Genomic DNA, 20692 nt, shown 5'->3' on the forward strand with positions numbered 1-20692 from the left:
ATACTTTCAGTGTCCGTCGGGAAGCCGGTAGACCCGGCGGGCGTTGTCGGCTCCGGCCCAGCGTGCCAGGCGCAGCGCGTCGGGCAGGCCCAGTTCGTCGGCGTCCACCCGGTCCTGGAGCAGATCCCCCAGTCCCCTGCGGAACGCCAGCGCGCCGAGCCCGTAGAACTCCGCCACACCATAGGCGTCCGAGCTGTACAGCAGTTTGCGGAACGGTGTGATCTCCAGCGCCTCCTCAAGGACCGCCCGCGCTCGTGGGGGACCCACATGATGCAGGGTGAGCCCCACATCCAGGTAGACCTGCTCGAACACCGCGGCCAGATAGGCGGCCTGGCGCTGGTAGGGCCAGCAGTGCAGCAGCAGGACCGGGATGGTGCCCGCCGTCAGGTGCAGCCAGTCCGTGAGACGGCTCGGGTCCACCCGGTGCAGCCGGATGTCGTTGTCGCCGAAGCCGGTGTGCAGTTGGAGGGGGAGACCCAGGTCGACGGCCGTCCACAGCAGGTGCCGGACCAGCACCGGGTCCGCCAGCCGTCCGCCGCCCGCCAGCCAGCGCCGGGCGGCCCGGGTGACCTCGGCGTCCGGGGGCCGGGCCGGGTCGAGGTCGAAGCCGGTCCGGTAGGCGGCCACCGACTTGACCGCCACCACCCCCGGCCGCCGCACCGCGTCCAGGGCGGCCGCCCGGAACGCGTCGGCGTACCCGTCGGCCTCGACACCCCGCGCGGCCGCGGCCTCCGCGACGGACTCCAGCCGGACGACCTCGTGGGCGACCGCCGGACCGTCGGCTCCGGCCGCCGCGGCCAGCTCGGCCGGCGTGGTGATGCGGTGCGGGGCGAACCCGGTGTCGACGCAGAACACGCCGGTCCGGGCGGCGGCGAGGAACCGCCGGTTCACCTCCCGCGGACCCAGTTCGGCGCGCCGGGCCAGGTAGTCGTCGGCCGGCGCGTGCCGCTCCAGGTCGAGCAGCGGCGCGCAGTGACGGCGTACGGCCACCCCGGCGGGCGTGTCGAAGGCCGAGACGCCGGGCCACCGGTCGCCCTCGGTGAGCAACGCCTCGAAGCCCGGCCGGTCCAGGGGGTCGACGACGACGCCGTGACAGTGGTGGTCCACCAGCTCCAGCTCGGCGAGGGCCTCGTGGACCGGTCCGCCGGTCATGTCAGTACTTCCAGCGGTAGGCCGCGGCCACCCGCTCGTCGTCGAGCCCGTCGACGGCGTCGATCTCGCCCTGCCGTACGGCGCTCACCGCGTCGGCGAGGACCGGGCCGAGCGCGGTCCGCAGCACCTCGTCCCCGCGGAACTCGGCGAGTGCCTCGGCGAGCGAGGTCGGCAGCCGGCGCACGCCCCGGGCCGCGGCCTGCCCGGCGTCGAGCCGGGCCGGGTCCCCGTCCGTCTCCTCGGGCAGGACGGCGCCCGAAGCGAGCCCCGCCAGCCCGGCGGAGATCAGGCAGCCGAGGGCGAGGTACGGGTTGGCGGCCAGGTCGACCGGTTTGACCTCCAGATTCGCCTGTTCCGCGCGGCGGCCCGCCGTACCGCGCACCAGGCGCAGCGCGCACTCGCGGGTCTCCAGGCCCCAGGCGGTGAACACCCCGGCCCACTGGGACGGTTTGAGGCGCAGACGGCTCGCCGGGCTGGGGGCGGTCACCGCTGTGAGGGCCGGGAGCCGGGCCAGCACCCCGGCCGCGAACGCCTCCGCGTCGGCCGTCATGCCGTGCCGCCGTTCTCCGCCCGCGTGCAGGTTCGTGCCGTCCCGCCAGGCGGAGAGATGGACGTGCCCGCCGTTGCCGACGCCTTCCGCCACGACAGCGGGGGAGAAGGACACCCGCAGGCCGTGGCGCCGGGCCAGCGCGCGGATCGTCTGGCGGACGAGAACGCTGCGGTCGGCCGCCGCCACCGGGTCGAGCGCGCCCACCGAGATCTCGAACTGACCCGGCGCGTACTCCGGATGGATCTGGTCCACGTCCACGCCCTGCGCCGCGCACGCGGTCAGCAGCTCGACGGTGTACTCGCTCAGCTCGATCTGCCGGGCCGCGCCGTACGCCGGTCCCGTGGCCGCCGGGACGAACTCCCCCGCGGGCGCCGAGTCCAGGCCGACCGCCCACTCGATCTCGATGCCCGCCTTGAAGACGAGCCCGTGCTCGCGGGCCGCCTCCGCGACGACGCGGCGCAGAAAGGTGCGGGAGCAGCCGGGGTGCCGCTCCCCGTCCTGGGTGACGCGGTCGACCGGCGCCCAGGCCCAGCCGGGCTGCCCGGCCAGGGCCACGAGCCGGTCGAGGTCCGGGTACAGACGCAGGTCGCCGTCCGGGGAGCCCAGCACATCGGTCGCGACGATGTGGTCGTTCGCCAGGAAGGTGTCGAACACCGGCGACATCCCGACGCCCCAGGCCGCCGCCGAGGCCAGCCCGGCGGTGGGGATCGTCTTCACCCGGCCGATGCCCGCCGTGTCGACATAGGCCAGGACGATCCCGTGCACGCCTCTCGCCGACAGCTCGCCGGCGAGCGCGCCGGCCCGCTCGACCTCTCCGGGACGCCCGCCGGGGACGGGATCGGCAAGGGTGGTCATGGGTCCTCCACGGTCGGTACGTCCGTTGCGTGCCGTACGTCCGTCAGGGTTTCACGGCCACCGCGCCGTACTGCGGCACCACCGCGAGGGAGTCGGCCTCGCCGCGCCAGCGCGAGCAGGACACCAGGCCCGGCTCCAGCAGGTCCAGGCCCTCGAAGAACGCGGCGATCTCCTTGCCGCCGCGTGCGGTGATCGGCGGGGTGGCGTTCTCGTTCCAGAACTTCATCGCCGGGATCTGGCCCTCGCCGCCCACCTCGCTGTCGTGGGTGGGGTGCGTCAGCACCAGGAAGCTGCCGGACGGGACGTCGGCCATGACCTCGCGGACGATGTCCCGGGCCGCCTCGAAGTCCAGGACGAAGTTCAGGATGCCCAGCATCATCACCGCGACCGGGCGGCCGAAGTCCAGGGTGCCCGACGCGCGTTCGAGGATCCCGGCCGGGTCGTGCACATCGGCGTCGATGTAGTCGATGACGCCCTCGGCGGTGCCGGTCAGCAGCGTACGGGCGTGCGCCAGCACGATCGGGTCGTTGTCGACGTACACGATCCGCGACTCGGGCGCGACGCGCTGCGCGATCTCGTGGGTGTTGTCGGCCGTCGGCAGTCCGGTGCCGATGTCGAGGAACTGCCGCACCCCCCGCTCCTCGGCGAGGAACCGCACCGCCTGCCCCAGGAACCAGCGGTCCGCGCGCGCGATCTCCCGGATGAGCGGGAACATCCCGGCGACATGCTCGCCGACCCGCTGGTCGACCTCGTAGTTGTCCTTGCCGCCGATCCAGTAGTTCCACACCCGCGCGTTGTGCGCGACGCTGGTGTCCAGCCGTGCCGACCCGCTCACCCGACCGCCCCTTCTCACGTCCTGCCCGTGTCACGGGCCTGCGTCCGCCATTGTGCCGCCGGATGATCACCGTTGTCCCCGGTAGGGTGAAAATCCGGTGATCCCGTACAGGAAGCAGGCCATGCCCTACTCGCACGCCCCCCGCCCGACCGCGTCCGCGTCCCCGGCGGGTCCCGTCGACATCCGGCTGGTCGTCACCGACATGGACGGCACGCTGCTCGACGACGACAAGAAGGTGCCCGAGGGCCTGTGGGAGACGCTGGCGCGGCTGCGCGAGCGCGGGGTGCTGTTCACCCCCGCGAGCGGGCGCCAGTACGCCACCCTGGCCGCGGAGTTCGCCGAGGTCGCCGACGGCATGGTGTTCATAGCGGAGAACGGCACCTATGTGGTGCGCGACGGGGAGGAGCTGAGCTCCGATCCACTGGCGCCGGGAGTGGTCGCGCGGGTGATGGAGGCCGTGCGCGGGCTCACGTCCGACGGCGTCGACGTGGGCGCCGTCGTCTGCGGGAAGCGGTCCGCCTACGTCGAGCGTGCCGACGAGGCGTTCCTGGCCGAGGTGGGCCGGTACTACGTGCGGCACCGGGTCGTCGAGGACGTCACCGCCGTCGACGACGACATCATCAAGGTCGCCCTCTTCGACTTCGGGTCCGCCGAGAGGACCACCGCTCCGGCTCTCGCGCCCTTCGCGCAAACCCACCAGGTCGTCGTCTCCGGCGAGCACTGGGTCGACGTCATGAACCGCACCGCCAACAAGGGCGCCGCGCTGCGCGCCCTCCAGCGCGAGCTGGGCATCACACCCGCGCAGACCATGGTGTTCGGCGACTACCTCAACGACCTGGAGATGCTGGACGCCGCCGACTGGTCGTTCGCCATGGCCAACGCCCACCCGGAGGTCGTCCGCCGGGCCCGCCACCTCGCGCCCTCCAACAACGACAACGGGGTACTGCGCACCGTCACCCGCCTGCTGGACCTCTGACGCTCCGGACGGCCCCGGGTCACGGGCGGGGCCGCGCGTGCCCGTGCTGCCAGGCCCAGGCCGCGATCTCGACGCGGTTGCGCGCACCCAGCTTGAGCTGAACGCTCGACAGATGGGTCTTCACCGTCGAGAGGGAGACATACAGCTCGGCGGCGATCTCCGCGTTCGTCCGGCCCAGGGCGACCAGGCGTACGACGTCCAGCTCGCGGTCGGTGAGCGGCTCGGTGAGAGCGGCCGCAAGAGCCGCCGCGCGGGGGGCCGCCGGGGTCCGCGGGGCGGTCAGGTGCTGGAGCAGACGGACGGTGACCGAGGGGGAGACCAGGGAGTCGCCGGCGGCGGCCGCCCGTACCGCCTCCGCGAGGAGGGTGGGCCCGGAGTCCTTCAGCAGGAAGCCGCAGGCACCGCCGCGCAGCGCCCCGTACACGTACTCGTCCAGGTCGAAGGTGGTGACCACGACCACCCGCAGCGGGTCCCGGACGTCCGGTCCGGCCAACAGCCGGGTGGCCTCCAGACCGTCCAGCCTCGGCATCCGGATGTCCAGCAGACACACGTCCGGCCGCACCCGGCGGGCCAGCGCCACCGCCTCCTCGCCGTCGGCGGCCTCGGCGACCACCGTGATGTCCGGCTGCGCGTCCAGGAAGAACCGGAAGCCGGTGCGGACCATGTCCTGGTCGTCGGCGAGCAGGACCCGGATGGGGGTGGCGGGGCCCGACGGGCTCGGGGTGGTCATGGCTCGATCATGCCTCAGTCGGCGGTCTGCGTCGGATCCGCCGTCACCCTGCGCAGCAGCGGACGGCTGCCGGCGATCGCGGCGAACATGGCGAGCGCGCCGAGCGTGACACAGGGGGCCAGCTCGAGGGCGCCGGAGGTGTCGATCGTGGCGTCGGCCAGCTTGTTCAGCCGGTAGGAGCCGTACACACCCATGGCGGTGGTGCCGCCGGCCAGCACCACCAGCGGGACGACGGTCTCCCGGATCCGGGCCCGGTCCAGCACCTTCAGCGGGGTGCCGGCCAGTCGCAGCAGGCCGTACACCCGGCGCCGGTCCAGGACGTTCGCCGCGGCGGTCAGGCCCGCGGAGGCGGTCGCCACCAGGAAGCTCAGGGCGAGCGTGGCGGTGCTGACGTCGGCGAGGCGGTCGGTGACGACCCGGTCCCCGGCGTAGGGGTAGTCCTGGCCGTAGGGCAGTCCGCCCGAACCGACCGGGGCGAGGGCCGTGACGGCGGTGTCGATCACCGCCGGACCACCGCCGGACACCCGGGCGATCAGGCCCGGGCCGCCGCCCAGCAGGTTGTCGTAGTCGTCCTCGCGTCCGACGGTGACGGTCGCGGTGACGCCCGCGCGTCCGAGCAGCGTGCGCGCCTCGGCGGCGGCGTGCCGGGCGTCGGTGGTGGTCGTGGTCGGGACGGCGACCTGGTCGCGGTACTGCCCGGAGTCGCCGCCCAGCATGCTCACGGAGAAGAACCCGGCCGCGAACCCGGCCAGCACCAGACCGCTGACGGTGCGCCAGGCGCCGCGCGGGTCGTCGCTGAGCCGGCGGGCCGCCAGCAGCGTCGCCGGACGTCGGGCGAAGCGGCCCACGAGCCGGCCCAGCCGGTCCACGACCCACGGCCCGAACAGCCAGAACGCACCGTAGAACACGAGGAGCAGCACGAGCAGCTGCCGGCCCCTGAGCTGGCCGCCGCTGCCCGTGGACTGCCAGATCCAGCCCAGCGCCGCCACGAACACGACCAGCCGGATCAGCCGGGTCCGGCGCGGGTCCGCCTGCCGGGCGACCCCCAGGGGCGAGCGGGCCACCTGCCGCAGCATCGACACCGCGCTGACGGTGATGAGCACGGTCACGGCGAGCACGACTCCCGCGAACCAGGCCGGTCCCACCCACAGCTGGCGGGTGTACCAGGAGCCGATGCCGTACGGGATCCCGGCGAGGGCGGGCAGCAGGGCCGCGTAGGCGAGCGCTCCGGTCAGGGCGCCGGCCGCGCCGACGGCCGCCGTCTCGACGGCGGTCATCGCGAGGATCTGCCGCGGGGTCGCCCCGGCCAGCCGCAGCGCGGCGAGCTGCTGCTCGCGCCGGGCCGCGCCGAGCCGTCCGGCCGCCGAGGACAGCACGACCACGGGCATCGCCAGCAGCACCACGCCGAGCAGCGCGGTCGCCCTGTCGGTGGCCGTGAACACGCCGGCCGTGGTGCCGTGGAAGCCGGAGACCACGGCCCGTGCGGCCTGGCCCTCGCCGAGCCAGGTGGCAGCGTCCCCGGCGGCGGGGGACACCTCGGGGTCGGTCGCCGCCCGACCCACGACCGCGACCAGTTCGTCCGGGGAGGCGAGACCGGCCGCACCGATCGTGCCGTAGGACGCCGGCTCCGGGAAGCGGTCGGCCAGTTCGGAAGCAGGGAGCTCGCGCAGCAGCCCGGCCAGTGCGGGGGAGACATGGACCTCGCCCGGCCGCGGGAAGCCGCTCAGGCCGGGCGGCGCGGGTGTCCGGGCGCGGCCCGGCAGCTGCGCCAGGTCGACGACGGTGACGGGCTCGTGGCGGACGTAGGTCGTCGCGAGCGCCTGGACGGCGGTGCCGTGCCGGTCGGGTAGGGGGGTGCGCCAGGCGGTGCGGTCGGCGCGGTCGCCGGAGCCGAGGCAGGCGGCGACGATCACCAGCATCACGAACGCGCCGACAGCGGCCGCACCGGCCGCGAGCAACCGGCTCTGCAGGCCGCGGCGGCCCGAGGAACGGGCGAGATGCCAGGTCAGGGGAAGTACGGGTGAGCGCATGGGGTCCTCGGTTCTCCTGGCGGGCCGGTCAGCCGACCGTGTACTGGCTGTGCGAGCTGATCCGGCCGTCCCGGACCTGGAGGATCCGGCCGCAGTGGGCGGCGACGTCGGCGTCGTGGGTGACCACGACGAGGGCGGCGCCCTGCGCACGGGTGACGGAGGTGAGGAGGCGGACGACCTCCTCGCCGGTGCGCTGGTCCAGGGCGCCGGTCGGTTCGTCGGCGAAGACCACGTCCGGCTCGGTCGCCAGCGCGCGGGCGATGGCCACCCGCTGTGCCTGGCCGCCCGACAGCTGCCCCGGGCGGCGTTTCTCCAGCCCGTCGAGACCCAGCGGGGCGAACCAGCGGCGGGCCCGCTCGACGGCCCGCCCCCGCGGGACGCCCTCCAGCATCAGGGGCAGGGCGACGTTCTCCTCGGCCGGCAGCTCGGGCAGCAGCTGGCCGAACTGGAACACGAACCCGAACCGCCTGCGGCGCAGCGCGCTGAGCCGGTTCTCGCCGAGGTCGTCGATGCGGTCGCCGTGCAGCAGCACCCGGCCGTCGTCCGGCCGGACGATCCCGGCGAGGGTGTGCAGCAGGGTGGACTTGCCGGAGCCCGACGGGCCCATGATCGCGAGCGAGTCGTGCTCGCCGATCTCGAGGTCCACACCGGCCAGGGCGGTGGTGGAGCCGTACTTCTTGACGAGGCCGTAGGCGGCCAGAACGGTGCTCATGATGTCCCGTCGCCCCTTCTCAGCGCTCGAACGTCCAGGTGACCGAGTCGGCGGTCGCGTCGACCACGTGGACCGGGATGGCGACGCTCGTGCCGCCGTCCTCCTCGCCGACACAGGTGACGGAGGCGCCGGCCACGGCCTTCAGACCCGTAGGGCAGGACACGGAGACCTTCTTCCCGACCCACGGCAGCGGGTGGTATTTGCTCTCGATGCGGCCCCTGACGATGTTCGGGGCCAGCGCCCTGTGACCGTCGACCAGGACGGTGCTGGTGGCGTCGAGGCCGGTGGTCGACTCGGTGCCGGAGAGCAGATGGGTGCCGAGGCCGCCGAGGGCCACCACGGCGGCGGCGCCTCCGATCGCGCCGACGACGAACTTCTTGGACTGCATCGCGAACTCCTGGTGGTGGGCCGGGCCTGCGGGGGAAGTGGCTCCACCCTCGCCCGCCGGGGCCCGCGCGCACCTCGGCCGAACGGCCAGGCTTCACACGCCGGTTCCTCGACCGTTCGGCCGATCGCGCCCGTCGGCTGCGGCCGGGGGGACCGCTCTCCTAGGCTGCGCTGTATGACCGAACCGGCCGTCGTCGCCCGCCTGACCCGCGAGATCACCTCGGGACTCGAACCCGGTCCGCTGGCGGACTTCTACCAGGATCTGCACCGCCACCCCGAGCTGTCCTTCCGGGAACACCGCACCGCAGGGAAACTGGCCCTGCGGCTGCGCGAGGCGGGGTACGAGGTGACCGAGGGGGTGGCCCGCACCGGTGTCGTCGGGGTGCTCGCGAACGGTGACGGGCCGGTGGTGTGGCTGCGCGGCGACATGGACGCGCTGCCCGTGCGGGAGGCGACCGGGCTGCCGTACGCCTCGACCGTCGACGGGCTGATGCACGCCTGCGGCCACGACCTGCACGTCACCTGGCTGGCGGCCGCCGCCGAGGCGCTCGCCGCCGCCCGCGAGACCTGGTCCGGGACGCTCGTCGTGGTCGGGCAGCCCGCGGAGGAGGCCGGGGGCGGCGCCCGGGCGATGGTCGCCGACGGGATCCACGCCCGCTTCCCGCGCCCGGACGTGCTGTTCGGCCAGCACGTGGCGCCGGGACTCGCCGGCTTCTACCCGCACACCCCCGGCCTGACGCTGTCGGCCTCGGACGACGTCGACGTCGTCGTGCACGGTGTCGGCGGGCACGGTTCGCGGCCCGAGTCGACGGTCGACCCGGTCGTCACGGCCGCGTACATCGTCACCAGGCTCCAGACCGTGGTCGCACGCGAGGTGGCGGCGAGCGAGTCGGTGGTGCTGACGGTGGGGAGTTTCCACGCCGGTACGAATGCCAACATCATTCCCGCCGAGGCCCGGCTCGCGCTGAACGTGCGCACCCAGGACACCCGGGCGCGCGAGCGGGTCCTCGCCGCGGTCCGGCGGGTCGTCGAGGGGGAGTGCGCCGCCGCGGGGTGCCCGGTCCCGCCCGAGGTCACGGTCCACGCCGGCTGCCCGAACACCGTCAACGACGCGGCCCTGGACGGGGAGATCGCCGCCGTGCACCGTGAACTCTTCGGCGAGCACACGGTGTTCGACTTCGGGCAGGCGCTGGGCAGTGAGGACTTCTCCCTGCTCGCCCCGGCGGGCGTGCCGTACGACTACTGGTACGTGAGCTCGACCCCGGCGCCCGTGTGGGAGGCGGCGCCGGGGGAGGAGCTGCGGGAGAAGTTCGCGGGCGTGCCGGGAAACCACAGCCCGTTGTTCGCGCCGGACCTGTCCGTGCTGGTGCCGGGAGTGCGCACGCTGGTGTCGGCGGCGCTCGCCCGGCTCACCGGCTGAGGCGCGGGCGGCCCGCGCGGGGCCTCAGGGCTTGAGCGGATCGTGGCCGATCGTCATCAGACGGTGGCGTCCGCGGGTGTCCTCGGCCCTGGGCTCGTTCTCCAGGTCCGCCTGCGCGGTGACCGTGTCCACGACCCGGTACATCACACGGACGTCGTCGTCGGTCAGGTCGGTGCGCCGTTTCTGGAGGATCGCCAGCACATGCTGCCCGGTGGGGGTCCCCGCCTCCTCGGGCAGGGGCTCGGCGTTCTCGTCGGCGTCCCGCACCCGCAGCCAGGCGGCCAGCTCCTGCGAGGTCATGTTCACCACGCGGTGGAAGTCCTCCCACAGCGCGTCGAGTTCGAGTGCGTCGGTCATGACGGGTGTTCCGCTCCCTCCTGTTCCGCTCCTTCCGTGGATCAGTGCTCGCGCGGCCAGTTCTCCGCCTCGAACATCCACCGCTGCTTCTCCAGCTCGGCGGTGATGCCGATGAGCAGGTCCTGGGTGACCGGATCGGCTTCCTCGGTCGTGGCGATCCGCTCCCGCAGCCGCGTGATGGCCGCCCCCAGCGTCTCCGCGATCACCTGGACGACGTCCTCGTCGCGCAGCCAGCCGTCCTTGGGGGAGGGCAGGGTGAACGCCGAGGCGATCGTCTCCGGGCGGCCGTCGGGCGGCAGGCCCAGCGCCGCCGCGCGCTCCGCGACCGTGTCGGCGTACGAACGGGCCGTCGAGACCACCTCGTCGAGCTGGAGGTGGATCGAGCGGAACCGGGGCCCCACGATGTTCCAGTGCGCCTGCTTCCCGATCAGGGAGAGGCCGAGAAGATCCACGAGGGTGGTCTGCAACGCGTCGAAGGTGACCTGGCGGGCCGGTTCGGGCAGGGGGCTCTTCACGACAGTCATGCGGTGCTCCTCGTCGTCGCGTCGTGTCTGGCGGTACGGAGCAGTTCCGCGCGTTCCTCCTCGCCGGTCCCGCCCCACACACCCGACGTCCGTCCGATCGCGAACGCGTACGACAGGCACTCGGTACACACCGTGCAGCGGGCGCAGACGCGTTTGGCCGCCGCGGTGTCGCGCAGGGCGGGTCCGCTCGTGCCCACGGGGAAGAACAGCTCAGGGTCCTCGCCCACACAGGCGGCACTGCGCAACCACTCCATGCTGGCGCGGGTGCCCCGGTCACACCACCGCAAACAGCCGCATCCCCGTTCCTTCTCAGGAAGCGGGCACACCGTCCAGGAAGCGCGTCACGTCCGCGAACACCTCGGCGCGGTTCGTCTCGTTGAAGACCTCGTGCCGGGCGCCCGGGTAGATCCGCTCGGTCGGCGCGCCGCCGCTCAGCCGCTCCACGCCGGTCCGGCTGCCGGGCAGCGGGACCAGCCGGTCGTCGTCCCCGTGCAGCCACAGCAGGGGCAGCGGGCCGATGTCGCCGCCCTCGGCGACGGTCTCCAGGGTCCGGACGAACGCCTCCAGCGTCGGCCGCTTCATCGGCCCGTGCCAGACCAGTTCGTCCGCCGCGTAGGCCGCGCCCACCGCGGGGTCGCGGGAGAGGGCGGCGGGCGAGACGGGGAGGTCGGGGATCCGCTCGTGCGCCAGCAGCCGGCCGGGCAGCTCCCAGCCGCCGATCACCGGGCCGGACAGCACGAGCGCGGCGAGTGTGTCGCCGTACCGCTGGGCGTACCGGGCCGCGATCAGGCCGCCCATGGAGTGCCCGATCACGATCAGGGGGAGGTCCGGGTGCGCGGCCCGGGCGAGCTGTGCCACGGTGTGCACATCGGTGACCACGTCCTCGAAGTCCTCGATCACCACGCGCTCGCCCGCCGACCTCCCGTGCCCCATGTGGTCGGGGGCGAAGACGGCCGAGCCGTGCCCGGTCAGGACGTCGGCGAGTTCCCTGTAGCGGCCGGCGTGCTCGCCGTAGCCGTGCACCACGAGGGCGAGCCGGCGGGGCCGCGGAGGGGACCACTCGTGTACGACGATCGTGCCGCGGGTCCCGGTGAGGACGTGTTCGGTCATCGCTCCTCCAGCTGCGTCGGCGAAGGCTTCCGGGGATCTTCCCAGGGGGTCGGACCGGGGTCTACAGTCGAAAAACTAGCAGTGTTAACCAAGGAGTCCTGACGTGCGTCCCGTCCACTTCGCGGCCGCCCGCCGCACCCCCGTCGGCAGGCTGCGCGGAGCCCTGTCCTCCGTCCGGCCCGACGACCTCGCCGCGACTGTCATCCGCGGCCTGGTCGCCGAGGTGCCCGCGCTCGACCCGGCCCGTATCGACGACGTCTACTGGGGCGCCGCCAACCAGGCGGGCGAGGACAACCGCAACGTCGCCCGGATGGCCGCCCTGCTCGCGGGCCTCCCCGAGACCGTGCCCGGCGCCACGGTGAACCGGCTGTGCGCCTCCGGGCTCGAGGCCGTCACGACCGCGGCCCGCACGATCGCCGCGGGCGAGGCCGACATCGTGCTGGCCGGCGGCTCCGAGTCGATGAGCCGCGCCCCGTTCGTCCTGGCCCGCCCCGACGAGGCCCTCCCGCACCGCGTCGAGACCGTCGACACCCGGCTCGGCTGGCGCCTGGTCAACCCCGCCATGAAGGACCTGCACGGCTTGCTCGCCATGGGAGAGACGGCCGAGGAGGTCGCCGCGCGGTACGGCATCACGCGCGAGCGCCAGGACGCGTTCGCCCTGCGCAGCCACCGACTGGCGGCGCTGGCCCGCAAGGACGGCCACTTCGACGACGAACTCCTGCCCGTACGGCGCCCGGACGGCGTGGTCGTCGACGCCGACGAGGGCATCCGCGAGGACACCTCACCGGAGAAGCTCGCGAAGCTGAAGCCCGTGTTCCGGGAGGGCGGCACGGTCACCGCGGGCAACGCCTCCCCCATGAACGACGGCGCCGCCGGACTCCTCCTCGTCAGCGAGGAGGCCCTCAACGAACTGGGGCTGGAGTCCCTGGGCCGGTATGTCGCCGGCGCCTCCGCCGGTGTCCACCCCGACGTGATGGGCATCGGCCCGGTCCCCGCCACCCGCAAGGCGCTGGCCCGGGCCGACTGGAGCGTCGACGACGTCCAGGAGGCCGAGTTCAACGAGGCGTTCGCCGCCCAGGTGCTCGCCTGCGTCGACCAGCTCGGCATCGACCCCGGCCGGGTCAACCCCAGCGGCGGTGCGATCGCCCTCGGCCACCCGCTCGGCTGCTCGGGCGCCCGCATCCTCACCACCCTCCTGCACCGCATGCGCCGCACGGGAGCGGAGCGCGGGCTGGCCACGATGTGCGTGGGCGTCGGACAGGGCAGCGCGGTACTCGTGGAGCGGCACTGAGCGGCACTGAGCGGCACCGGGAGGCGCTGAGCGGCGCTGACGCCGTCGGCCGGGAGGCCGGGTGACAGGTCGGCGGGGCGGGAACGGCCACCAGGCGAGACGCCTTCGGGCCGTCCGGTAGGTGTGCGTACCATCGGTCTCCGCATGAACACGATGAACTTGTGGCACATCACCGGCTGGGAGTTCGCGGCGCTGGCCCTCGCGGCCCTGCTCGTCGGCTTCTCCAAGACGGCCGTCAGCGGGGCCAACACGGTCAGCCTCGCGATCTTCGCGGCGATCCTGCCCGCCCGCGCCTCCACGGGCGTCCTGCTGCCGATCCTGATCGCCGGCGACGTCCTCGCCGTCCTCACCTACCGGAGGCACGCCCACTGGCCCACCCTGTGGCGGCTGTTCCCGGCGGTCGCGGCCGGCGTGGTCTTCGGGACGGTGTTCCTGGTGTGGGCCGACGACGGCATGGTGCGCACCTCGATCGGCGCGATCCTGCTGCTGATGGCGGGCGTCACGGTGTGGCGCCGCCGCACGGCCGACGCCGAGGGCGAACCCGATGCCGTGGCCACCCGGTCCGGCCGCGTCAAGGCCCGCTCCTACGGCGTCCTCGGCGGCTTCACCACCATGGTCGCCAACGCCGGCGGCCCGGTGATGTCGATGTACCTGCTCTCGGCCGGCTTCCGCAAGCTCGGCTTCCTCGGCACCTCCGCCTTCTTCTTCCTGATCGTCAATGTCTCGAAGGTGCCGTTCAGCGCGAGCCTCGGACTCATCGACGGCGACTCGCTCCTCCTGGACGCGGCACTCGTGGCGTTCGTCGTTCCCGGCGCGCTGCTCGGCAAGTGGGCCGTGCCCCGTATCGACCAGCGGCTCTTCGAGCGACTGGTGATCGCGGCGACCGTGGTGGGCGGGCTCCAACTCCTGCTGCGCTAGCCGTACGGCAGGACAGCCGGCCGTCAGGGCGCCGCGACGGCCGCCGGCTCCGGCTCCGGACGGCGTCGGGGCAGGCCCTCGTTGAGATCCTCGACCAGGAGCCGCTTGGCGATGGTGTCCACCGCCGCCCGCAGGTCGCCGCCCGCCGGACGGCCGATGTCCTGCGCCACCCGCTCCTCCAGCCACTCACCCCAGGCATGGGTGATCACCCCGGCCTCGCGCGTGCCCGCCTCCGTATGGGACAGCAGGGAACCGTGGCGGGTCAGATAGCCCTCGTCGACCATGCGGTCGAACACCGGAAGCAGCACCTCGGGCGGCAGATGCCGGCGGGCGGCGACGAGCCCCAGGCTCGTGTGGCCGACCATCCGGGTGAACAGCTCGACCTGCATCACCGCCCAGGCCCCGGCCACATCGAGGCGGGTGTCGGAGCTCTCGACGATCCGGCGCGCGGTGTCCGCGTCCGTACCGCCGATGATCTTCGCGACGGAAGCCTCCAGCACCCGCCGGGAGTCCGCGCCGGACGGCTGGCCGAACCCCTCTCCCATGTCGGTGGAGCTCATCCGCGCGCTGTCGCGCAGCTCGACCTGCTTCAGGAACAGGGCGACGACGAAACCGACGGCCGCGACCGGCACCGTCCACAGGAACACCGTCTGGATGGTGTCCGCGTAGGCGTGGACGATCGGGTCGGCGATGTCGGAGGGCAGTCGGTGCAGGCCCTCCGGGCTGGTCGCCGCCCTGGTGATGGTCGCCGTGTCGACGCTGCCCCCGGCCGCCGACGTGGCGGCCCCGATGCCGTCCTTCAGGTTCGGGGTGAGGGAGTTGGTGTAGAGGGTGCCGAAGACGGCCGTGCCGAAAGAGCTGCCGAGGGTGCGGAAGAAGGTGACACCGGAGGTGGCGGTGCCCAGGTCGGCGTACTCGACGGTGTTCTGCACGGCGATCGTGAGCACCTGCATGCACAGGCCGATGCCGGTGCCGAGCACGAACATGTACAGCGATTCCAGCCACGCGCCCGTGCCGGGACCCATGCGGGACATCAGATACAGGCCGACGCCCATCACCAGCGAGCCGACGATCGGGAAGAGACGGTACTGCCCGGTCTTGCTGACCACGTTGCCGCTGAAGACCGACGCGATGAGCAGACCGAGCACCATGGGCAGCGTGCGCACCCCGGAGACGGTGGCCGAGTCGCCGTCGACGTACTGGAGGTAGGTCGGCAGATAGGTCAGCGCGCCTAGCATCGCGAAGCCGACGATGAAGCTGAGGATCGAGCACACGGAGAAGACCGGGTTGCCGAACAGCCGCATGGGCAGCATGGGTTGCTGCGCCCGTGTCTCGACCAGACAGAAGAGGGCGAGGGCGACGGCACCGCCGGCGAACAGGCCGATGATCACGCCCGAACCCCACGCGTACTCGTTGCCGCCCCAGCTCGTCGCCAGGATCAGCGCGCTCGCGCCGACCGCGACCAGCGCGATGCCCAGGTAGTCGATGACCGGCCGGACCGCCGACTTCACCACCGGGATGGTGCGGGCGGCCGCGAAGACGACGAGGATGGCGATGGGCACGTTGACGTAGAACGCCCACCGCCAGGACAGATGGTCGGTGAACAGCCCGCCCAGCAGCGGTCCGATGACGGTGGCCACACCGAACACGGCCCCGATGGCGCCCTGGTACTTGCCCCGCTCCCGCAACGGGATGACGTCGGCGATCAGCGCCATCGCCGTCACCATCAGACCGCCCGCGCCGATTCCCTGCATGGCCCGCCAGGCGATCAGCAGCGACATGTTGGTCGCCAGGCCGCACAGGAACGAGCCCGTGATGAACACGATCGCCGAGACCTGGAAGACCACCTTGCGGCCGAACAGGTCGCCGAACTTGCCGACCAGCACGGTCGCGACGGTCTCCGCGAGGAGGTACGAGGTGACCACCCACGACATGTGCGCGGCCCCGCCGAGGTCCGACACGATCGTCGGCAGCGCCGTGCCCACGATCGTCTGGTCCAGCGCCGCCAGCAGCATCCCCAGCACGATCGTCCCGAAGACGATGTTCCGCCGACGCGGGTCCAGGACGGGTGGCTGGGCTGCGGCCGGAGCGATTTCCTCGGTGACGGTCACGAGGTCACGATCACATCGGCACCCCCGCCCCGCACGCGGGGACGGGCCGCCCGGGGGAGGCTACTCCTGCCCCGGGTTGCGGCGCAGCAGATAGGTGTCCATGATCCAGCCCTTGCGTTCGCGCGCCTCGGCGCGCAGCCGCTCGATGCGGGGGCCGGCCTCGGCGATCGGACCGGAGACGAGGATCTCGTCCGGGGTCCCTATGTAGGCGCCCCAGTAGATGTCGACGTCCTCCTCGGCGTACTGCCGGAAGGCCTGGTGGGCGTCCAGCATCACCACCACGTCGTCCACCCCCTCGGGGAAGCCCTCGGCGAGCCGCCGGCCCGTCGTGATCTGCACCGGACGCGCCACCCGGTTCAGGCCCGTGCGGTGCCGGGCGACGAGCGCCGAGACACTGCTGATGCCGGGGACGACGTCGTACTCGAAGGTCACCGCGCCCCGGGCCAGCACCTCCTGGAGGATCGCCAGCGTGCTGTCGTAGAGCGCCGGGTCGCCCCAGACCAGGAACGCGCCGCTCTGGTCCTCGCCGAGTTCCTCGGTGATCAGCCGCTCGTAGATCCCGGCGCGGGCGCTGCGCCAGTCGCCGACGGCGGGGGAGTAGGCGGCGCCGCCGGCCCGGCGGTCCCGCTCCGGGTCCCGGGCCTCGACCACCCGGTAGGCGCCGTCCGGCAGGTGCGCGTCGAGCATGTCGTGGCGCAACCGCGTCAGGTCGCTCTTCACCTCGCCCTTGTCCAGGACGAAGAACACGTCCGTGCTCCGCAGCGCCCGGACCGCCTGGAGGGTCAGCTGGTCGGGGTCGCCCGCGCCGATACCGATGACATGAATCTTTCGCACGCCACGAGTCTGCCGTACGCCACTGACAGTGACCGGGCCGGGTCAGCGCAGCCGGGGCGCCCGGGTCCTCGCGTCCACGGCGGCGCCGGTCCGCTCGACGGTGTCCGCCAGCTCCCGCGCCCAGCCGGCCAGACCGGCGAGATCCATCCCGTACGGCCGGTCCTGCCCCGCGCCGGCCGCCCACTCCTGCAGCGCCCCTGCCCCGCGCCGCAGCAGCCGCGCCCCGCCCGTGAGGTTCCCCCGGGCGGCGTGCGTCAGACCCACCGCGAGCTGCGCGAGTCCGCGCCACAGGGTGCGCTCCGACTCCGGGCCCGCTTTCCAGGCGTCCTCGAAGACCTCGTGCGCGTGGAACGGCTTCCCGGCGTCCAGCAGGGTCTGCGCCTCGGTGACGGTCGCCTCCGGGGTGCGGACGACGCCCTCGGGCTGCCGCTCCACACCGGGCGTGCCGTACGGCAGGGGCCGGCCGAGCCCGTCCCGCGGCCGGGCGTTGCGCGCCCGCCCCTCGCCGTCCCGGTCCCGGGGCCCGGCGGGCGGGCCGCCGCTCGTACCTCCTGTGCTGTCCAAACCGTCCATACGGCGATTGTCCCGCGCCCGGGCCCTCTACGGCGCACCGCCCGGTGTGGGGTAAAGTGCTGTTCGCGCGATCACACGGCGAACACCGTGCGAAGCGCACCGGGACGTGGCGCAGCTTGGTAGCGCACTTGACTGGGGGTCAAGGGGTCGCAGGTTCAAATCCTGTCGTCCCGACCAGCTTCACGGCAGGTCGGAAGCCGCTTTCTCGTCATCGAGAAGGCGGCTTCGGTGCGTTCGGGGCACGTCGCCGTACCGTCGGGCGCCTTCGCCGCCCGGGGAAAGCCCTTGTCCTGAAGCGCACTTCAAGCGCAAGACTCCCGTTCGAGCCGGAGGACACCGGCCGAACGGGAGGATCCAGCATGAGGTACCGCACCATAGGCACCGACCCGGCCACCCGGCGCGAGGTCAGTGTGCTCGCGCTCGGGGCGATGCTGTTCGGGTCGGTGACGGACGAGGAGACGTCCTTCGCGATTCTCGACCGGTACGTCGAGGCCGGCGGGAACTTCGTCGACACGTCCGACAACTACGCCTTCTGGGTCGACGGCGGCCAGGGCGGCCAGAGCGAGGAACTGATCGGCCGGTGGCGGCGCAGCCGGGGCGTCGGCCACGAGATCGTCGTCGCGACCAAGCTCGGAGCCCGGCCGCTGGCGCCGGGCACCAGCTACACGGACAACCCGGAGGGTCTTTCGGCGAAGGTGATCCGCGAGTCCGCCGAACGCAGCCGGGAAAGGCTCGGCGTCGAGAAGCTGGACCTGCTCTACGCCCACATCGACGACCACGCCGTCCCGCAGCGCGAGACCGTCGAGGGGTTCGCGGAGCTCGTCGCGGAGGGCACGGTGGGCCTGCTCGGGGTGAGCAACCAGGCCGTGTGGCGGGTGGAGCGGGCCCGCGCCCTCGCCGCCGCGGCCGGACTGCCCGGCTACGAGGTGCTCCAGTACCAGCACAGTCATCTGCGCCCGCGGTCCGACGTCCCCGGCGAGCTCTTCCCGGACGGCAGCCTCGGTCACGCCGGCGCCGAACTCCTCGGCTATCTGCGGGCCGAGCCCGACCTCACCCTGGTCGCCTACTCGCCGCTGCTCGCCGGCGCCTACGTACGGCAGGACAAGCCCCTGCCGCCTGACTACGACCACCCGGGCACCCCGGCCCGGCTCACCGTGCTGCGCGAGGTCGCCCGCGAGACCGGCGCGAGTGTCAACCAGGTCGTGCTGGCCTGGCAGTTGGGCGGGGAACTGCCGATCGTCCCGCTGGCCGGGGCGTCGTCGGTGGCGCAACTGGAGGAGAACCTGGCCGCCGTGGACCTGGAGCTGACCGTGGACCAGCGCTCCCGGCTGGACGCCGCGCACTGACGACCGGGACGCCGACCGGGGCGCCCTGCGGCGGGCACCCCGGGAGCAAAGGGGGGAGGCTACGCTGAGATCATGCCGCCCAACCGCCGTACCGCCAGACAGGCCGACCTGCTGGAACGCCTCGTCGCGCTGCTGACGGCGGAGGGGTTCTCGGACCTCACCCTGGACGACCTCGCCGAGCGGCTGCGCTGCTCCAAGACGACCCTGTACCAGCTCGCCCGCAGCAAGCAGGGGCTGGTCGTGGAGGCGGTCAAGCACTACTTCCGCGGAGCCACCGAGGCGGTCGAGAAGCGGGTGGCGCAGACCGTCGACCCCTCGGACCGCGTCCGCGTGTACCTGACCGCCGTGGCCGAACAGCTGCGCCCGCTCTCACGCCGGTTCCTCGACGACGTCGCGGACTTCCCGCCGGCCCGCGAGGTGTACGAGGCCAACACGCGGATGGCCGCGGAGCGGGTGCGCCGGCTGATCGCCGAGGGTGTCTCGGACGGCGCCTTCCGCGAGGTGCACACGGCGTTCGTCGGCGAGGTCGCCGCCGCGACCATGCGCCAGATCCAGCAGGGCGAGCTCAAGACCCGCACCGGGCTGACCGACGCGGAGGCCTACGAACAGCTCGCGTCGCTCATCGTGCACGCCGTCTCCTCCTGAAGCGGACCGGACCAGACCGGAGCGGACCGGAGCGGACACTCTCCGGCCACGGTCGGGTGCGGCTCACCACCCCGTTGCCGTACTGTGAATGATACGTTCGTACGCACTCCAGTATCATTCTCAGTACTCACCGGTACTCCTACGTGGAGGTCACCATGCCTGCCACTCGTGCCCTGCCGACCGAGGAAGCCGTCGAGCTCATCCAGCTCACGCGCACCCTCGCCGCCAAGGAACTCGCGCCCCGGGTCGCCGACGCGGAGGCGGACGGGGCGTTCCCCCGGGACGTCTTCCGCACCCTCGGGCGCAGCGGCCTGCTCGGGCTGCCCTTCGCCGAGGAGGACGGCGGGGCGGACCAGCCGTACGGGGTCTACCTCCAGGTGCTGGAGGAGGTCGCCGCGGTCTGGTCGAGCGTCGCCGTGGGCATCTCCGTGCACGCCCTGTCCTGCTTCCCGCTGGCCCGCTTCGGCACCGAGGAGCAGCGGCGCAGGTGGCTGCCGGACATGCTGGGCGGTGAGCTGCTCGGCGCGTACTGCCTGTCCGAGCCGCACGCCGGCTCCGACCCGGCGGCCATGCTCACCCGCGCGGTCCGCGACGGAGACGAGTACGTGCTCAACGGCACCAAGGCCTGGACCACGCACGGCGGTTACGCCGACTTCTACACGGTCATGGCCCGCACCTCCGACGACCGGGCGCACGGCATCTCCTGCTTCCTGATCCCGGCCGGCACCCCGGGACTCAGCGCCGACCCGCCGGAGCGGAAGATGGGCCTGACGGGCTCGGCGACCGCGACCATGCGCCTGGAGGACGTCCGGGTGCCCGTCGAGCGCCGGATCGGGCAGGAGGGGCAGGGCCTGAAGATCGCGCTCGCCTCCCTCGACTGCGGCCGGCTGGGCATCTCCGCCGTCGCCACCGGCCTCGCCCAGGGGGCCCTCGACCACGCGGTGCGCTACGCGCGGGAGCGGGAGACCTTCGGCAAGCCGATCATCGAGCACCAGGGACTGGCGTTCGTGCTCGCCGACATGGGCGCCGCGATCGAGTCGGCGCGGGCCACCGCGCTGTCCGCCGCCCGGTTGAAGGATCTCGGCCTCCCCTTCACACGGGAGGCGTCGATCGCCAAACTCGTGGCCACGGACAACGCCATGAAGGTGACCACGGACGCCGTGCAGGTCCTCGGGGGGTACGGATACACCCGTGACTTCCCGGTGGAGCGCTATATGCGCGAGGCCAAGGTCATGCAGATCTTCGAAGGAACCAACCAGATCCAGCGCATGATCATCTCCCGTGCGCTGGACCGTGACGAGGGCGGTGTGCTCACCGTCCTCGGCAAGGAGTGATG

Annotated in this window: 21 protein-coding genes and 1 tRNA gene; 8 read left to right on the forward strand and 14 right to left on the reverse strand. The window is 73.0% G+C overall.

The window, feature by feature from the left end:
• Positions 1 to 6: 6 nt before the first annotated feature.
• From OG736_RS36595 to OG736_RS36605, 3 genes are read right to left on the reverse strand one after another with little or no spacing between them, the layout of a single operon-like run.
• On the reverse strand, positions 7 to 1152 hold the full coding sequence (locus OG736_RS36595; protein WP_327186225.1) for an amidohydrolase family protein: 1146 nt from the start codon (positions 1150 to 1152) through the stop codon (positions 7 to 9).
• Between the two features lies 1 nt (position 1153).
• The gene (locus OG736_RS36600) at positions 1154 to 2557 is read right to left on the reverse strand and encodes a type I glutamate--ammonia ligase (protein ID WP_327186226.1); all 1404 of its coding nucleotides are present in this window, start codon (positions 2555 to 2557) and stop codon (positions 1154 to 1156) included.
• A gap of 43 nt (positions 2558 to 2600) precedes the next feature.
• A complete protein-coding gene (locus OG736_RS36605; protein ID WP_327186227.1) occupies positions 2601 to 3392 on the reverse strand; it encodes an SAM-dependent methyltransferase in 792 nt (263 codons plus the stop codon).
• Positions 3393 to 3513: 121 nt separating this feature from the next.
• Here OG736_RS36605 and OG736_RS36610 point away from each other — a divergent pair, with 121 nt between their 5' ends.
• A complete protein-coding gene (locus OG736_RS36610; RefSeq protein ID WP_327186228.1) occupies positions 3514 to 4368 on the forward strand; it encodes a Cof-type HAD-IIB family hydrolase in 855 nt (284 codons plus the stop codon).
• A gap of 19 nt (positions 4369 to 4387) precedes the next feature.
• Here OG736_RS36610 and OG736_RS36615 read toward each other — a convergent pair whose 3' ends face one another.
• Genes OG736_RS36615 through OG736_RS36630 form a run of 4 tightly spaced genes read right to left on the reverse strand, consistent with a single transcriptional unit; the run spans position 4388 to position 8228 of the window.
• Positions 4388 to 5098: a response regulator gene (locus OG736_RS36615; protein ID WP_327186229.1), complete on the reverse strand. Its 711-nt coding sequence runs from the start codon at positions 5096 to 5098 to the stop codon at positions 4388 to 4390.
• Positions 5099 to 5112: 14 nt separating this feature from the next.
• A complete protein-coding gene (locus OG736_RS36620) occupies positions 5113 to 7128 on the reverse strand; it encodes an FtsX-like permease family protein (RefSeq protein WP_327186230.1) in 2016 nt (671 codons plus the stop codon).
• 28 nt (positions 7129 to 7156) lie between these two features.
• On the reverse strand, positions 7157 to 7840 hold the full coding sequence (locus tag OG736_RS36625; RefSeq protein WP_327186231.1) for an ABC transporter ATP-binding protein: 684 nt from the start codon (positions 7838 to 7840) through the stop codon (positions 7157 to 7159).
• 19 nt (positions 7841 to 7859) lie between these two features.
• Positions 7860 to 8228: a DUF4333 domain-containing protein gene (locus OG736_RS36630; RefSeq protein WP_327186232.1), complete on the reverse strand. Its 369-nt coding sequence runs from the start codon at positions 8226 to 8228 to the stop codon at positions 7860 to 7862.
• A 174-nt stretch (positions 8229 to 8402) separates the two neighbouring features.
• Here OG736_RS36630 and OG736_RS36635 point away from each other — a divergent pair, with 174 nt between their 5' ends.
• Positions 8403 to 9647: an amidohydrolase gene (locus tag OG736_RS36635; protein ID WP_327186233.1), complete on the forward strand. Its 1245-nt coding sequence runs from the start codon at positions 8403 to 8405 to the stop codon at positions 9645 to 9647.
• Between the two features lie 24 nt (positions 9648 to 9671).
• Here the strand turns inward: OG736_RS36635 and OG736_RS36640 are convergent, their stop codons facing one another.
• From OG736_RS36640 to OG736_RS36655, 4 genes are read right to left on the reverse strand one after another with little or no spacing between them, the layout of a single operon-like run.
• Complete coding sequence (locus OG736_RS36640; protein ID WP_171400748.1) at positions 9672 to 10004, reverse strand: DUF3140 domain-containing protein; 333 nt, start codon at positions 10002 to 10004, stop codon at positions 9672 to 9674.
• A gap of 41 nt (positions 10005 to 10045) precedes the next feature.
• Positions 10046 to 10528 (reverse strand): Dps family protein, encoded by a 483-nt coding sequence (locus OG736_RS36645; RefSeq protein WP_327186234.1) that lies wholly within the window; start codon positions 10526 to 10528, stop codon positions 10046 to 10048.
• Entirely contained in the window at positions 10525 to 10782 is a 258-nt protein-coding gene (locus OG736_RS36650; protein ID WP_327186235.1) for a WhiB family transcriptional regulator, read from the reverse strand. The genes OG736_RS36645 and OG736_RS36650 overlap by 4 nt, the downstream gene beginning before the upstream one ends.
• Before the next feature lie 55 nt (positions 10783 to 10837).
• On the reverse strand, positions 10838 to 11638 hold the full coding sequence (locus OG736_RS36655; RefSeq protein WP_327186236.1) for an alpha/beta hydrolase: 801 nt from the start codon (positions 11636 to 11638) through the stop codon (positions 10838 to 10840).
• Between the two features lie 103 nt (positions 11639 to 11741).
• On the opposite strand from OG736_RS36655, the gene OG736_RS36660 reads away from it, so the two are divergent.
• Complete coding sequence (locus OG736_RS36660) at positions 11742 to 12929, forward strand: thiolase family protein (protein ID WP_327186237.1); 1188 nt, start codon at positions 11742 to 11744, stop codon at positions 12927 to 12929.
• Positions 12930 to 13073: 144 nt separating this feature from the next.
• The gene (locus OG736_RS36665; RefSeq protein ID WP_327186238.1) at positions 13074 to 13847 is read left to right on the forward strand and encodes a sulfite exporter TauE/SafE family protein; all 774 of its coding nucleotides are present in this window, start codon (positions 13074 to 13076) and stop codon (positions 13845 to 13847) included.
• A gap of 23 nt (positions 13848 to 13870) precedes the next feature.
• Here the strand turns inward: OG736_RS36665 and OG736_RS36670 are convergent, their stop codons facing one another.
• From OG736_RS36670 to OG736_RS36680, 3 genes are read right to left on the reverse strand one after another with little or no spacing between them, the layout of a single operon-like run.
• Positions 13871 to 15958, reverse strand: coding sequence for an MDR family MFS transporter (locus OG736_RS36670; RefSeq protein WP_327186239.1), 2088 nt, complete (start codon positions 15956 to 15958; stop codon positions 13871 to 13873).
• Positions 15959 to 16018: 60 nt separating this feature from the next.
• On the reverse strand, positions 16019 to 16792 hold the full coding sequence (gene cobF, locus OG736_RS36675) for a precorrin-6A synthase (deacetylating) (RefSeq protein ID WP_327186240.1): 774 nt from the start codon (positions 16790 to 16792) through the stop codon (positions 16019 to 16021).
• A 42-nt stretch (positions 16793 to 16834) separates the two neighbouring features.
• Positions 16835 to 17365 (reverse strand): DUF309 domain-containing protein, encoded by a 531-nt coding sequence (locus OG736_RS36680; RefSeq protein WP_327186241.1) that lies wholly within the window; start codon positions 17363 to 17365, stop codon positions 16835 to 16837.
• A 100-nt stretch (positions 17366 to 17465) separates the two neighbouring features.
• Here OG736_RS36680 and OG736_RS36685 point away from each other — a divergent pair.
• The 4 genes from OG736_RS36685 (at position 17466) to OG736_RS36700 (ending at position 20690) form a co-directional block, all read left to right on the forward strand.
• A tRNA-Pro gene (locus OG736_RS36685) sits at positions 17466 to 17542 on the forward strand.
• A gap of 182 nt (positions 17543 to 17724) precedes the next feature.
• Positions 17725 to 18711 (forward strand): aldo/keto reductase, encoded by a 987-nt coding sequence (locus OG736_RS36690; protein ID WP_327186242.1) that lies wholly within the window; start codon positions 17725 to 17727, stop codon positions 18709 to 18711.
• Between the two features lie 72 nt (positions 18712 to 18783).
• Positions 18784 to 19356 carry a TetR/AcrR family transcriptional regulator gene (locus OG736_RS36695; RefSeq protein ID WP_327186243.1) on the forward strand — a complete coding sequence of 191 codons (573 nt, stop codon included), beginning with the start codon at positions 18784 to 18786 and terminating at the stop codon, positions 19354 to 19356.
• A 155-nt stretch (positions 19357 to 19511) separates the two neighbouring features.
• The gene (locus tag OG736_RS36700) at positions 19512 to 20690 is read left to right on the forward strand and encodes an acyl-CoA dehydrogenase family protein (protein WP_327186244.1); all 1179 of its coding nucleotides are present in this window, start codon (positions 19512 to 19514) and stop codon (positions 20688 to 20690) included.
• The last annotated feature ends 2 nt before the right edge of the window (positions 20691 to 20692 follow it).

The organism is Streptomyces sp. NBC_01334 (assembly GCF_035983595.1).
GTDB classification, from domain to species: Bacteria; Actinomycetota; Actinomycetes; order Streptomycetales; family Streptomycetaceae; genus Streptomyces; species Streptomyces coriariae.

Excerpts from the sequence above, each read along its gene's own strand:
- OG736_RS36630 (WP_327186232.1), bottom strand. The coding sequence starts at position 8,228 with ATGCAGTCCAAGAAGTTCGTCGTCGGCGCGATCGGAGGCGCCGCCGCC.
- OG736_RS36695 (WP_327186243.1), top strand. The coding sequence starts at position 18,784 with ATGCCGCCCAACCGCCGTACCGCCAGACAGGCCGACCTGCTGGAACGC.
- OG736_RS36600 (WP_327186226.1), bottom strand. The coding sequence starts at position 2,557 with ATGACCACCCTTGCCGATCCCGTCCCCGGCGGGCGTCCCGGAGAGGTC.
- OG736_RS36655 (WP_327186236.1), bottom strand. The coding sequence starts at position 11,638 with ATGACCGAACACGTCCTCACCGGGACCCGCGGCACGATCGTCGTACAC.
- OG736_RS36650 (WP_327186235.1), bottom strand. The coding sequence starts at position 10,782 with ATGGAGTGGTTGCGCAGTGCCGCCTGTGTGGGCGAGGACCCTGAGCTG.
- OG736_RS36640 (WP_171400748.1), bottom strand. The coding sequence starts at position 10,004 with ATGACCGACGCACTCGAACTCGACGCGCTGTGGGAGGACTTCCACCGC.
- OG736_RS36610 (WP_327186228.1), top strand. The coding sequence starts at position 3,514 with ATGCCCTACTCGCACGCCCCCCGCCCGACCGCGTCCGCGTCCCCGGCG.
- OG736_RS36625 (WP_327186231.1), bottom strand. The coding sequence starts at position 7,840 with ATGAGCACCGTTCTGGCCGCCTACGGCCTCGTCAAGAAGTACGGCTCC.
- OG736_RS36680 (WP_327186241.1), bottom strand. The coding sequence starts at position 17,365 with ATGGACGGTTTGGACAGCACAGGAGGTACGAGCGGCGGCCCGCCCGCC.
- OG736_RS36595 (WP_327186225.1), bottom strand. The coding sequence starts at position 1,152 with ATGACCGGCGGACCGGTCCACGAGGCCCTCGCCGAGCTGGAGCTGGTG.
- OG736_RS36620 (WP_327186230.1), bottom strand. The coding sequence starts at position 7,128 with ATGCGCTCACCCGTACTTCCCCTGACCTGGCATCTCGCCCGTTCCTCG.
- OG736_RS36665 (WP_327186238.1), top strand. The coding sequence starts at position 13,074 with ATGAACACGATGAACTTGTGGCACATCACCGGCTGGGAGTTCGCGGCG.
- OG736_RS36635 (WP_327186233.1), top strand. The coding sequence starts at position 8,403 with ATGACCGAACCGGCCGTCGTCGCCCGCCTGACCCGCGAGATCACCTCG.
- OG736_RS36645 (WP_327186234.1), bottom strand. The coding sequence starts at position 10,528 with ATGACTGTCGTGAAGAGCCCCCTGCCCGAACCGGCCCGCCAGGTCACC.
- OG736_RS36690 (WP_327186242.1), top strand. The coding sequence starts at position 17,725 with ATGAGGTACCGCACCATAGGCACCGACCCGGCCACCCGGCGCGAGGTC.
- OG736_RS36615 (WP_327186229.1), bottom strand. The coding sequence starts at position 5,098 with ATGACCACCCCGAGCCCGTCGGGCCCCGCCACCCCCATCCGGGTCCTG.
- OG736_RS36700 (WP_327186244.1), top strand. The coding sequence starts at position 19,512 with ATGCCTGCCACTCGTGCCCTGCCGACCGAGGAAGCCGTCGAGCTCATC.